11 protein-coding genes are annotated in these 14,249 nt (G+C 35.9%); 2 read left to right on the top strand and 9 right to left on the bottom strand.

Features of this window, described 5'->3' with window-relative positions:
* Window positions 1–287: 287 nt before the first annotated feature.
* A complete protein-coding gene (mscL, locus tag FC88_RS02980) occupies window positions 288–701 on the top strand; it encodes a large conductance mechanosensitive channel protein MscL (RefSeq protein ID WP_057812631.1) in 414 nt (137 codons plus the stop codon).
* A gap of 287 nt (window positions 702–988) precedes the next feature.
* Here the strand turns inward: mscL and FC88_RS02975 are convergent, their stop codons facing one another.
* Window positions 989–2,158 carry an RNA-guided endonuclease TnpB family protein gene (locus tag FC88_RS02975; protein ID WP_057812629.1) on the bottom strand — a complete coding sequence of 390 codons (1,170 nt, stop codon included), beginning with the start codon at window positions 2,156–2,158 and terminating at the stop codon, window positions 989–991.
* A gap of 177 nt (window positions 2,159–2,335) precedes the next feature.
* On the opposite strand from FC88_RS02975, the gene FC88_RS02970 reads away from it, so the two are divergent.
* Window positions 2,336–6,049, top strand: a complete 3,714-nt coding sequence (locus FC88_RS02970) for an LPXTG cell wall anchor domain-containing protein (RefSeq protein WP_057812627.1) — start codon at window positions 2,336–2,338, stop codon at window positions 6,047–6,049.
* 101 nt (window positions 6,050–6,150) lie between these two features.
* Here the strand turns inward: FC88_RS02970 and FC88_RS02965 are convergent, their stop codons facing one another.
* The 8 genes from FC88_RS02965 to metG all read right to left on the bottom strand — a co-directional run bounded on the left by FC88_RS02965 (window position 6,151) and on the right by metG (window position 14,209).
* Complete coding sequence (locus FC88_RS02965) at window positions 6,151–7,131, bottom strand: ribose-phosphate diphosphokinase (RefSeq protein ID WP_057812625.1); 981 nt, start codon at window positions 7,129–7,131, stop codon at window positions 6,151–6,153.
* A gap of 14 nt (window positions 7,132–7,145) precedes the next feature.
* A complete protein-coding gene (gene glmU, locus FC88_RS02960) occupies window positions 7,146–8,534 on the bottom strand; it encodes a bifunctional UDP-N-acetylglucosamine diphosphorylase/glucosamine-1-phosphate N-acetyltransferase GlmU (protein WP_057812622.1) in 1,389 nt (462 codons plus the stop codon).
* 74 nt (window positions 8,535–8,608) lie between these two features.
* A complete protein-coding gene (gene purR / locus FC88_RS02955; RefSeq protein ID WP_057812620.1) occupies window positions 8,609–9,451 on the bottom strand; it encodes a pur operon repressor in 843 nt (280 codons plus the stop codon).
* Between the two features lie 178 nt (window positions 9,452–9,629).
* Complete coding sequence (locus tag FC88_RS02950) at window positions 9,630–9,905, bottom strand: Veg family protein (protein WP_010018461.1); 276 nt, start codon at window positions 9,903–9,905, stop codon at window positions 9,630–9,632.
* Between the two features lie 75 nt (window positions 9,906–9,980).
* A complete protein-coding gene (gene rsmA, locus FC88_RS02945) occupies window positions 9,981–10,862 on the bottom strand; it encodes a 16S rRNA (adenine(1518)-N(6)/adenine(1519)-N(6))-dimethyltransferase RsmA (protein ID WP_057812618.1) in 882 nt (293 codons plus the stop codon).
* A complete protein-coding gene (gene rnmV / locus FC88_RS02940; protein WP_057812616.1) occupies window positions 10,849–11,424 on the bottom strand; it encodes a ribonuclease M5 in 576 nt (191 codons plus the stop codon). The genes rsmA and rnmV overlap by 14 nt, the downstream gene beginning before the upstream one ends.
* Before the next feature lie 2 nt (window positions 11,425–11,426).
* Window positions 11,427–12,188, bottom strand: a complete 762-nt coding sequence (locus FC88_RS02935; RefSeq protein WP_057812614.1) for a TatD family hydrolase — start codon at window positions 12,186–12,188, stop codon at window positions 11,427–11,429.
* Window positions 12,188–14,209, bottom strand: a complete 2,022-nt coding sequence (metG, locus tag FC88_RS02930; RefSeq protein WP_326838851.1) for a methionine--tRNA ligase — start codon at window positions 14,207–14,209, stop codon at window positions 12,188–12,190. Before metG ends, FC88_RS02935 begins: the two co-directional genes overlap by 1 nt.
* Window positions 14,210–14,249 lie beyond the last annotated feature (40 nt).

Raw genomic sequence — 14,249 nt, 5'->3', positions numbered from 1 at the left:
TGCTAAGAATAATTTCACTACTGAGCCAATTTTCTTTGCTATTCCGGACTAGATAGAATTTTCTATTTTTATAGAATCAAACAAATAAGCATCTATTCAGATAATGACAGCCGCTAATCGACTATATCTGGATAGATGCTATTTTTGACTTTGAATTATTGGAAATAAACAATAAATTTCATTCATATTAAATATTCAATAAATATTTTGCTAAACCTTTCATTTTTATCAAAATATAGTAAAGTGAAACTTGTATTTAAAAATGCAATGAAGGAGATTTAGCGAGAATGCTTAAGGAATTTCAAGAATTTATTTCCCGTGGTACTGTTGTTGACTTAGCCGTCGGTGTTATCGTTGGTGCGGCTTTTAATAGTCTAGTATCAGCGATCACTACCTACCTTTTGAATCCGCTAATTGGACTCATCATTGGGCAAATTGATCTATCTGACATGAAGTTTCAAGTATTAGGTGCAACCTTTTTAATCGGTGACTTCATTAATGCCGTAATCAATTTCCTAATCATCATGTTCGTTGTGTTCTTGATCGTTAAAATGATGAACCGTATGCGTCGTGATGGCTCTCGTAGTAAATTCGATCAAAATGGTGATGAAATACCTGATCCACAAACTGAATACTTACAACAAATTCGTGATTTATTGAGATATCAACAAAGAAATGATCACAACAACAGAAGATACTAAAAATTAATGAAAATAAGCCCTGATAAATGTTAAATAAATTATTTGCATTTATCAGGGCTATTTTTATGGCGAATTTTTATGTATTTTTTTAAGAATCAAACAAATATTAGTTTTTCTATTCCTAAAAGCAATAATTCGATACGCTTTTAGTTTTTAATGTTGCGGTAAGGAAACTACGATAAGGGTGAGGCCAGTTGAAGTGAACTACATCGGCACTAAAGTACCGAGCTTCTAGGAACATTCCATACTTGCCGGCTAGTATTTCAACCAGTCGGTAGAGGCTAGAACTATTTTACTAAGGCTTGTTCCAAGCCATTTTTCAATATGTTTTTACTTGCATTGATATCACGGTCATGATGAATACCACAACTAGGACAATCCCATTCTCTAATATCTAAACTGTGCTTACCATCATCGTAACCACAATTAGAACAGATTTGACTAGTTTTGAATGGATTAACAACCAGAAGTTTCTTACCATACCATTCACATTTGTATTCAAGCATTAGTCTTAATGCTCTCCATGATTGATTAGTGATAGCACGTGATAGTTTATGATTACCTAGAAGATTTTTGATTTTCAAATCTTCAATAACAATCAAATCATTATCTTCAACTAATTCACGAGTTATCTTATGAAGATAGTCTTTTCTTTGATTAGCTATCTTCTCACTATACTTAGCTACCATGAGTTTAGCTTTCATGTAGTTTGAGTATTGTTCTAATGGTTTTGAATCAATCAATCCAAACTTCTTCTTATACTGGATATCCTTTAGAGCTTGATTACGTCTTCTAGCTAATCGTTTTTCCCAATAATGTTTCTTTTTAGCCAGTTTTTTATCAAAACGGATAGTCTTGTACTTACTTCCGTCTGAACAAATTACTAGGTCACAAACACCTATATCAAGACCGACAGACTTGTTAGTCTTTGGTAATTGAGTAATATCTTCATCAACCGTAAGAATAGCGTAATATTTATTAGTTGATGATTTACGAATAGTCACGTACTTGATCACACTAGGAATTGATTTTTTATTTTTATATTTCATTACTCCAAGTTTAGGTAATTTGATATAAGAATCATCAATGATTTCGACATTGTTATTAACAAACTTAGATTGATAACTTTGTTTCGGATACTTCTTACTTTTAAATCGTGGAAACTTACGCTTTTTACTAAAGAATCCCTTGTACGCTTCAAATAAGTCTTTATTAGAAACTTGTAAGCTAGTACTTTCAGCTTTCTTTAGCCACGTATGTTCTTTTTTGAAAGTCGTCAGAATGTAATTCAAGTCAAATGCTTTCAAAGATTTCAATTCAGGATTATTTTCATGACGTTTGATCATCATATCTAGCATATTATTCCAAACAAAACGATTAGCACCAAAGTTGTATTCGATAAGTTCTTTCTGGTAACTATCTGGATAGATGCGCAATTTAATACCCTTTAAAACCATATGAACCCCTTCTACGATTTGATACTGTAATTATACCAGAGTAAGGGAACATATGTTTGTAAAAACGCTTGAAATCGCATAAATCATTGATTCATCACGGCAATAAATTACCGTGTTTTCTCAATTAGCGATTTTTATAAATTGACGGGGAAATTAATTTCAAAAAGAAGGCTTTTTATGACGAGAAATAATCTTACGACACTTAATAGAATAAAATATAAGGATTTAGCAATCGCTGTCGTTTTAAGTGGTGCATCGCTTTTATTGTTTCCAGCTACAACTAAAGCCGCCACTAACGACGATACATCAAATAATTCAACTACTCCTAGTTCAACTTTAGTACAAAAAAGCACTACGGCTGCTCCCATTGATAGAAAAACTGTTGGTTCAATAACTCCACCAACTTTAAATCAAAATACAACAACCGAATCAGTAAATTCTACATCATCAAATAATCAAACTAATATGAATAATTCTTCATCAATTAATAATACGACTTCATCCAACACCTCAAACAATGAGGACACTGCTAATCCTATAACTAGTAAAACAGCCACTGACACTAACAGCAGTCCTTCATCGATTAATTCAATTAATAATAACGATTCTCAAATAACTGACAGTTCTGTAACAACACCAACACCTACATCAACCAGCACGGTAGTTTCTCCAACAACTACACAAGAACAGACATCAACTTATACCATTGATAATACGGGAAATTTAACTTCTGCTTATAAGATACCTGATTCAGGTATTTCAATTACCACAGATACAAATACTAAGCCAAACAGTACTGGCCAATATAAGGTCATATTGCAAGGTGTTACAAATGATGGCACAGTACTGGGCGCCGCTAAAACCGTAGCAATTATTTTTCCAAATTCATCTGTTACCTTTAATCCTAAAGTGTTGACTACCGAATTAGCACAAAATATGGGTTCTGCATACAACACTTACATACCTTTGGATAAAAATTACAGCACCGATATAACATCAATTAACATGGACAATGGCAATATTACTATTTCGGTTTATTTCGAAGACCCTACAGTCAACGTTGATTATAAATTCATGGATGAAAATACTGACAAAGAGATCACCGACGAAAGTAGAACTTATGATTACAAAAATGATCCTTCACTAAAAAATGGCATCAAAGTACCTCAAGCAGTCAAAACTGATGCTGGATTTAACATTGTCGACAACTCCGGTTATAGTGACAATACTACTACCAGCGTACCTTACTTTGGCCCTAATGGTATGATCCTAAACAATAGTCACTATATCCTTGATACAACCAAATCAAATGGCATTACACCACTAGATACCATGCAATATCCAGCCGATGATAACAATGCCACAGTTACCGATGAATTTTGGTACAAAGAGGCAAACGCCCCAACTATGACGGTCAACGCAACTGATCAATTTGGAAATGTTATCAAGACTTTTAACAATTCTACAATTTCAGCAATTCCAACCACTGTCACTGCTAAAGATGTCTTACCTTCAACAACTGACACCGATATTACTAATAACGACTTAGATGATATCACTGTCACTGAAACCAATAGTGTTTCTGGGCAAGCTGACAAAACTACTACTTACCAAGTAACTCCTTCTGACTACGCTTCACTCCTAGCAAGCACTAAAACGTATGATTCTCGTGATATTGGTGATTATCAAAACGTTAATGTTCAATTAGGATACACAACTACGAGTGTACCTTTGTACATTCAACCAACTGATCCAAGCGGAAATAAAATTGGTGACCCAATCGCTACAGGTACCGGCGTCATTGGTCAAAACGATACGATTTTAGCTCCAACGATTAATGGCTACTCACCAAGTGCACCTTCTGAAAGTGTAACAGTAACTCAAAATCAGGGACCTATTGATTTTCCATACATTTCCGCTACTGATATCAATCCAAACGACCACGGATCTTACTTGTACGACGGGAAATTTAGTTCAATTCCAAGTTCTGGTATTCAAGCAGTTAACACGGGGAATGCCAACACTGACTCAACTGCTAAACATTCTATTAGTATTCAAGCTGTCGACACTGATGGAAATCCACTAGGTAATTCGATTCCAGTTTCCAGTACAAGTACTAATACAACTTATTCACTCAATTGGTCACCTGATTTAGTCAAAAATTTGAATAATTCCATTAAAAACGCTAGTCAATATGAACCTTGGAATAAGGACTTAAATGGTCAATTGAATATTCCAGTCACAAATAAAGACGTCGTTGTCGATGTTATTTACGCTCTACCTAAGGTAACAACAACGTACAATTACATTAATGAAAATACTGGTAAATCTTTACTTACACAAACAAATACTTGGAATCTAGATGACCCTACAAATGGCAGTACCTTCAAATCTCAAGGTATTAGACCACCAATGACTATTATCGATTCTGATAGCGGCCAATTAGCTGCGGACGACTTATCACCAACTCCACAAACTAATCCAGCCGATTTGCCATTCTTTGGTCCAGCAGGTACCGTCTTTAACACTGGTCAATATCAATTGGATTCAGTAAAGAGCAATATGACGACTCCAATTCGTTATATAACTTGGCCTTCAAGTGATGTTACGAAGACTTTCTATTATACGGAAAATCCTGATCCAACTATTACTTTGGATGCTGTCAATCAAGCAGGCAAAGTCATCAAAACTTTCAATGCTCCAACAGTTGTAAGTACTTTGCCAGCTCCTCAATTGAGTCCTGCCGTTGACTTTCCAACAATCGATCAAGCAAAAATCAATGGGTATACTTTGACTGGCATTCAGGTTCATGCTACAGGTAGTTACTTTGGCGGAACAGATACTGACTATAGTTATAGTCTTACTCCTGCTCAATACGCTGATTTCATTAGTAGCACCAGTGCTCAAAGTACCATGGATGAACGTGCAATCGCTGCTCATGCAAATTTTGGGATTCACTTTACATATACTGGCAACTCAGTTCCTTTGACAGTTCAACCAGTCGATGAATTTGGCAACAAGATTGGTAATCCTATTTCAGTCGGTACAGGTATAGTTGGTTCTGATGCAACGCTTAAAGCTCCAGAACTTGCTAACTATAAAGCAGTAAATGGAACTTCTACCGTCACAGTTGATCCAAATCAAAATATCTTCGAGATTCCCTATACAAGAATAACCTCTGATACTGGTAACACTAGTTCTGGAACTTTTACCGAACCTAATACCACGACAAATTCAAATTCAACAACCAGTCCAAGTATCAACAACACATCAACCACTCACAATACCGATAATACATCTAGCTCTACTGCTAAGACTAATACTGGAAGTTCTACTTCTAACTCCATCACTAACCAAAATACTGATCAATCAAATTCTCATTCAGTAGCTGAACCTAATACTAACGTTTCTAGCTCTAATTCTACTATCGACAATACTGGAAATATTAGTTCTCATTCCACCATCAAGCACACTACTAAGAACACCAACTCTATAACTAGTGCACAAATTGATAATTCCGATTCTAGCGCAAATAATTTAAATACAAATTCTCCCGCTGACCATGTTAAAAATAACTATTCAAGTCATCCAGAAATTGTCGCTACTATCGATCAAACCAAATACACCGAATCCGTTAATACTAATAAACTTAGTCAAAAGAATGAGGCAACTCCACAAATTTCTTCAGTTCAAAATAACTCCAATAATAATCCAAAGACTACCACTAAACATAGTCAAATAAATCTAATAAATTCACAATTTACTAAGACAGACTTGCAAGCAAAATTGCCACAAACCGGTAATAAGCTATCTGCATTACTAAGTGCCGTAGGTTTAGCCATTTTAGGAATCATGGGGTTCTGTCTGAAGAAAATCAAAAAAATCATTTAGAATTAAATAACTAATCTCCTTGTAGCAATCTATTTGGTTACTATGAGGAGATTTTTTTGGAATCAAAAAAGCACCCTCAATTGAGGATGCTTAATTTATTATTATTTATTTTTTCTTTCAAAACGAGTATTGAACAATGGACTAACTGGATCATTGTCATGAACACGCTTGATAGCTTCACCGATAAGTGGTCCAACTGAAACTTGTACCATCTTGTCGATAACTTTGTCCTTAGGAAGGTTGATTGAATCTGTAACAACTAATGTCTTGATTGGTGAAGCTTCAATTCTTTCAATAGCTGGACCTGAAAGGATTGGGTGTGTACAACATGCATAAACTTCTGTAGCACCAGCATCGATTAGAGCTTGTGATGCTAGAGAAATTGTACCAGCAGTATCGATCATATCATCAATGATGATGGCACGTTTGCCTTTAACATTACCGATAATGTTCATAACTTCAGCGACATTAGCACGAGGTCTACGTTTATCGATGATAGCAATTGGTGTCTTCAAGAATTCAGCTAACTTTCTAGCACGAGTAACACCACCGTGGTCAGGTGAAACAACTACGGCATCTTCTTCAAGATGGTTTGACAAGAAGTAGTCAGCCAACAATGGAGCACCCATCAAGTGGTCAACTGGGATATCAAAGAATCCTTGAATTTGTGCGGCGTGCAAATCAAGTGCAAGTACACGATCAACACCGGCACGTTCTAGCATATTAGCAACTAACTTAGCTGTAATAGGTTCACGTGAACGTGATTTACGATCTTGTCTAGCATAACCGTAATATGGAATAACAACATTAATCACACTAGCAGAAGCACGTCTAAGTGCATCAACCATGATCAATAGTTCCATCAAATTATCGTTAACTGGAGCTGAAGTTGATTGAATCAAGAATACTTCAGAACCACGAATACTTTCGTCAATATTAATTTGGATTTCACCATCACTGAAACGTGTAACTGATGATTTTCCTAGTGGTACACCGACTTCTTTAGCAATTTTTTCAGCCAAAGGTTTATTGGAGTTCAATGCAAAAATCTTCATTGGTACTTCATTATTTTGACATGACATTTAATTATTCACCCTTATTTCCATTCTTCACTTTTTGATAGTGGTAATCTGTTCCAAAAATCTTCTTTGTTTGTTTGTCTCTCACGTGCAATAGCCATTGCATACTTTGGTATATCTTTAGTTATAGTTGAACCAGCAGCGATGAATGAATGATCAGCCATCTCAACTGGAGCAACGATATTAGAATTACTACCAATGAATGAGTGATCACCGATAGTACTGTGGAACTTCTTGACACCGTCGTAATTGACGAAGACAACACCACAACCAACATTGATATCAGTACCCAAAGTAGCATCACCAACATATGTTAAATGACCAACTTTAGTTCTGTCACCAATTTTAGCATTCTTAATTTCACAAAAGTTTCCTACGTGAACATCACGACCGATTTCAGCCTTAGGACGTAGATGTGAGTTAGGACCAATGTTACTACCCTTGTGCATAATAGCTTTTTCGATAGTGGAACTGATAACTTCTACATTATCTTGAATCTCAGAATCTGAAATTCTTGAACCAGCACCGATAACACATTCTGAACCGATAGTTGTTTTACCAAAAATCTTAACGTTTGGTTCAATGACAGTATCGTTGCCAATTTTAACGTCAACATCAATGTAAGTATTATCAGGATCAACGATTGTCACACCATCACGCATGTGTGTTTCGTTGATTCTTCTTTGCATGATCTTTTCAGTTTTTGATAAAGCTACACGGTCATTAACACCTAATGATTCACTAAGATCAGCCATTTGATAAGCTGAAACTTTCTTACCTTGTTGTTTCAACAATGAGATAACGTCTGGCAAGTAGTATTCACCTTGCGCATTATCGTTATTGACTTTGTGCAAATTCTCAAATAACAATTTATTGTCAAAGCACAAAACACCAGTGTTGATTTCTTGAATCTCTTGTTCACTTCTTGAAGCATCTTTTTGTTCAACAATTTTTTCAACGTTACCATTGCTATCACGAACGATTCGACCATAGCCAAATGGGTCGTCAGCATGAGCAGTTAAAATAGTTGCACTAGCTTGTTCCTTTTCGTGATAATCCAAAAGATTCTCAAAAGTTTGAGCTGTAAACAAAGGAGTATCACCAGTAACTACTAAAGTAATACCATCTTTGTCACCCAAATCTTTTTCAGTTTGCAATACAGCATGACCTGTACCTAGTTGTTCAGATTGTAAAGCATACTTAGTTCTATCACCAAGTAAAGCCTTAACCTTATCAGCACCATTACCAATTACTGTTTCGATTTGATCTGGTTTGATTTTTTCAATTTGCGTCAAAACATGGTCAACCATAGCTCTACCAGCAACAGGATGCAATACTTTGTACAATCTTGACTTCATTCTTGTACCTTTTCCAGCAGCAAGAATTATTACATAACGATTCGACATCAGAAACTCCCTTCAGTCATTCAAATATCCTTATATATAATAGCATTATTATATATAACTGCTCAATCTAGAATTTATTCAAAATAACTGAAATCGGTATTAGTTAAATAATTTCCTGGTTCTACATTGAGAATTCGGTTTTTAGTATCGATTTTAGTTACCTTGAAAATTGATGTAATATCATCATCACTAAATTGGCTGTGGATATTGATATTTTCAGCAAAAACAGTGGCACCAACAAAAATGGCATTAAATTCAGAAATCAAACTTTGCAATCCATTGATAGTTCCACCGCCTTTCATAAAGTCATCAACAACTAAAACTCTGGAACCTTCGTCCAAACTACGCTTTGATAATTCCATCTTTTCTACACGATCAGATGATCCTGATGCGTAATTAACACTGATAGTCGAGCCTTCTGTAATCTTAGAATCACGACGGACAATGACAAATGGTATATTCAAGAAATTAGCCACACTCTGGGCAATTGGTATACCTTTAGTTGCTACTGTCATGACGACATCAATTGAACTTTGTGAATATTGAGTAGCAATCATGCGACCGACAGTTCTCAATAATTCTGGATCTGCCAATAAATCTGTTAGATATAAATATCCTCCAGGTAAAATTCGATTAGGCTCAACCAAACGCTTGGAAGTATCCTCAACAAACTCTGTAGCTTCTTTCTTAGAAATTCCTGGTGTGAAAATAACTCCACCACCAGCTCCGGGCAAAGTTTCCAAAACCCCGATTCCTCTAATCATAAAAGTTCTTCGTAAAATTCCTAAATCCTCAGAAATTGATGACTTGGCTGATTCATAACGATCAGCAAAAAATGCTAGTGAAATCAATGTATGTGGTCGTTCCAGTAAATAGCGAGTCATATCAATTAAACGTTCGCTTCTTCGTGTTTTCATCTTTTTTTCTCCTAAAACATATCTTCCTACAAGATTATAAAGCAAAACAATGAACAATTCATGTTTTTTTCGAAGTAAAGCGTATCATTCTCCAAACTTTACTTATTTCAGCCCCCACACAAAAAAAGAGGTCTGAACGATTTTGTTCAAACCTCTATTCTAATGAACGCTTATTATTTTATTCAACTTCAGCTTCAGGTTCTGAATCTTCTGATTCTTCACCATCAAACTTAATATCAATTGATTTTGTCAATAAATCAGCATAACTATATGAAACTCTTTCAAATGAGTTTTCATTTTGATCCAAATCTACAACAAAAACTGAATGGAATGTTTCTGATAAGGTACCGCGACGGCGGACAACCTTCTTACGACCCGCTTGTGCAACAATTGTCAAATTTTCACCTAAGTGTGAATCTAATCGACTCTTAATTGTCTTCAATGATGTTGGCATTATAATAATCACTCCTTAGGAGTGAAATTTTACCACGTTTTTGTGAAAACTTCAAGAAAATAATAAACTTGTAATCTAATTTTTACTAAATTCTAATGCCATTTTTTTGAATTGTTCAATGGAAACTTGCTCTGCACGGGCATTTTCAGCGATATCGCAATTTTCAAAAACATTTTTTATTTTCGCACGATTTTCATCAGTTCGACCTAACCAATTGAGTAAATTATTCATCAAACTTTTTCTTTTTTGCATGAAAGCTGAACGGACTACTTTGTTAAAAAATTTAGGATCAGCAATATCAATTTGATCTTTGGGTAATCTTTCCAAAACAGCAACCGCTGAATCAACTTTAGGCCTAGGAATAAAGGAATTTTTTCCAACAATTCGATCAATGTGTGCACTCATCTGTGTTTGTACCGCAATTGTCAAAGAGCCATATTCACGATGACCAGGATTAGCAGTTATTCGTTGAGCAACTTCTTTTTGCATCATCAACACTAATGAATGGAATGGATAATCGCTATTGATCAAATTCAACATGATTGGTGTTGTAATGTAATATGGCAAATTAGCCACGACCTTAATCGTCTTACCTTCCAAATTATGTTCCTTAACGAATTTATCCAAGTCGACTTTTAAAATATCTTGGTTGATAACTTCAATATTATCGTAATATTGCAAAGTGTCTCCCAAAACTGGAATCAAATTCTCATCGATTTCAAAAGCAAAAACTTTTTCTGCAACTTGAGCCAATTTCTCAGTTAAGGCACCGATACCTGGTCCAATTTCAATGGCAATTTCATCAGATTTCAAACCACTAGCATCAACGATATCGTCCAAAACTTTTTCATTGGTTAAGAAATTTTGTCCTAAACTTTTCTTTGCACGTAATTTGTATTTGCGCATGATATCATTCGTACGAATAGGATCAGCAATACTTAATCTATTTTGTGTCATGAGTACTTCCTTCATCAAAATTTTTAACCGCAGCTGCCAAAACATCGGGTGCTACTTGAAACATATTTAGTCGATTCAAAAATTGTTTGGCATTCGTATAACCAATCTTTAATTCCGAGCCAACGAACAACCTTCTTTGGTGAGAATCCGGTTTGCCAACTAAACCCAAATTAACCATATCAGCGTGATCATAAGCTTGAAAGCCAGTTTCAGCATGGGTATAAACTGCTGCCAAAGCTTGCTTGATATCTTCATCTTTAGCATGTTCAATACCTAAACTACCATCACTCTTTTTGGGAACAGCCTTACTTCGAGGTAAAAAAGCTTGTTTAGCATCCGGTATAGCCTTTTGAAGAATAGTTCGCAGACGATTGCCGTTAAAGTCAGGATCAGTGAAAATAATTACGCCCCGCTTTTCTTGAGCAATTTTAATTTGTTTAATCGTTTCTTCACTCAAAGCTGAGCCAGTCGTTTCAATCGTATCAACATCACCTAAACAGTCTTTTAGACGATTCGTATCAGATTTACCTTCAACTACAATAATTTCTTTTATTTTTTTCATAATTATAGATTATACACTTGGTGGGCATTATTAAACGTATGTTCAGCCACTTCACTAGGTGTAATACCCTTGTATTTTGCAATTGCATCAACCACATAGCGTGTGTAAGCAGGTTGATTAGTGTGTCCACGATAGGGTTCAGGAGTCAAATATGGTGCATCAGTTTCAACTAGCAATCTATCTAAAGGTGTCTCTTTAGCTGATTCGTGAACTTCAGGAGCATTCTTGAATGAAACAACGCCACTGTACGAAATCCAAAGGCCTAAGTCTAGGAATTTGTTGAGCCACTCAACATCCCCATTAAAACTATGCATGATGATACCTGACTTTGACATGTCGTGATTCTTTAAAATCTCATACATATCATCAAAGGCATCCCGGCAGTGAATCGAAACGGGCATGTTATATTGTTGAGCTACATCCAACTGTTGAATCAAAACCTGCTTTTGAATTTTTGGTTCTGGATCTTCTTCCCAATGATAGTCCAAACCAATTTCACCGATTCCTACTACTTCAGGAAGCTTGATTTGATTGACGAGTTGTTCTTCATTATATTCTTTAGCAAACTCTGGATGCCAACCGACAACTGCATGCAAAGGTTGATAGTTTTGAGCCAAACGAATGGCTTCAATATTGAATTCTTCGTTAGAACCAATAATAGCCATTTCATCGACGTCTAATTCCTTAGCATTATCAATGTACTGTTGGGTATTGCCACTAAAAGTTGGGTCGTTTAAATGCGTATGTGTATCAAATATTTTCATTAACCTAAAATAGCTCCATTTTTATGTGAATTATCCACGATAGCTAGTTTAACTTCGTCACCTTTTTCAGTTGACAACAACATTCCGTTACTCCATTCACCAACCATCTTACGAGGCTTGAGGTTAACAACTGCAAGAACTTTTTTACCAATCAATTCTTTATAGTTAGGGTAGAATTTGTGCATACCTGAAAGGATTTGACGATCCACGCCAGAACCATCATCTAGTTTGAATTGTAACAACTTGCTTGAATTTTCAACTGGTTTAACATCGAGGATTTCAGTTACGACCATCTTAACTTTGGCAAAGTCATCGAATTCAATTTCCTCAGGGAAACCATCATCAGCTTCTTTTTGTGCCTTAGCCTTAGCTTGAGCAGATTTACTCAACTTACCAGCACCGTGCTTAGCTTGTTCTTCAGCCATTTTACCCTTGATGTATTCAACCTCTTCTTTAGCGTCAAGTCTTGGGAAGATTGGTTCTGGTTTGGCAGTAACCGTCTTACCAACAACGCTGTCACCAAATTCAAGTGATTTGTCATTGTCGTAATCTAATCCTAATTGAGCAAACATCTTCACTGGAGCTTGTGTCATTACAGGGCTGATCAACAATGCAATCAAACGCAATGATTCAGCTAAATGGCCAAGAACTGATTGTAATTCAGTCTTCTTAGCATCATCTTTTGCAAGGACCCATGGTTGTGTTTCATCGATATACTTATTAGCACGACTGATGAAAGACCAAACGCTAGCTAAAGCTTCTGGAAATTCAAACTTGTCCATATGTTCACGGTATTGTGCCAAAGCATCAGCATAAGTCTTCTCTAAATCCTTATCCAAATCAGTTACAGCTGTTGTTGTAACAACTTTTCCATCATCATATTTGTTGATCATTGAGATAGTTCTATTCAACAAGTTACCAAGATCATTGGCTAAATCATAGTTGATCTTGTCGATGTAATCTTCAGGAGTAAAGACCCCGTCATTGCCAAATGGCATAGCGCGCATCAAGTAGTAGCGAAGTGAATCAAGACCATATCTGGAAACTAACATTTCTGGGTAAACGACGTTACCTTTAGACTTAGACATCTTACCGTCTTTCATCAATAGCCAGCCATGACCAAAGACTTGCTTAGGAAGTGGCAAATCTAGTGCCATCAAAATAATTGGCCAGTAAATTGTATGGAAACGAACGATTTCTTTACCAACGAATTGAACGTTAGCAGGCCAATATCTCTTAAATAGTGAATCGTCGTCACTGCCATAACCTAAGGCCGTGATATAGTTCAACAAAGCATCGACCCAAACATAAACGACGTGTTCAGGGTTACTTGGAATCTTAACACCCCAGTTGAAACTAGTACGTGAAATAGCCAAGTCTTCAAGACCTGGTTTGATAAAGTTGTTGATCATTTCATTTTTTCTAATTTCTGGTTGGATGAAGGTTGGATTATCTTTGTAGTATTGCAATAGGCGGTCAGCATACTTGTTCATTCTGAAGAAATAACAAGGTTCTTTAACTAATTGAACTTCATGTCCTGAAGGAGCTTTACCACCTGTAACTTTGCCGTCTTTGTCACGGTAAACTTCAGCAAGTTGTGATTCAGTGAAGTATTCTTCGTCATCAACTGAATACCAACCAGCATATTCACCCAAGTAAATATCGCCTTGTTTGATTAGACGTTCGATAATTTTTTGGACCGCCTTAACGTGATATTCATCAGTTGTACGGATAAATTTGTCATTGGAAATATCTAGTTTCTTCCAAAGTTCTTTGATGCCTTTAGCCATCATGTCCACGTATTCTTGTGGTTGCATGTGCTTTTCTTCGGCCTTTTGTTCGATTTTTAGACCATGTTCGTCAGTTCCTGTTAAGAAGAACACGTCATAGCCTTCATTGCGCTTGTAACGGGCTAATGTGTCCGCTGCAATCGTTGTATATGAATTCCCAATTGTTAATTTTCCAGATGGATAATAAATGGGTGTTGTAATGTAAAAAGTTTTTCTTTCTTCAGTCAATATATTAACCTCCACCGCTTCTAAATTGATATTAAGTATAGCA

This window comes from Companilactobacillus futsaii JCM 17355 (assembly GCF_001435505.1).
In the GTDB taxonomy this organism is placed as follows: domain Bacteria; phylum Bacillota; class Bacilli; order Lactobacillales; family Lactobacillaceae; genus Companilactobacillus; species Companilactobacillus futsaii.
This window is presented reverse-complemented; position numbering and strand designations above follow the sequence as displayed.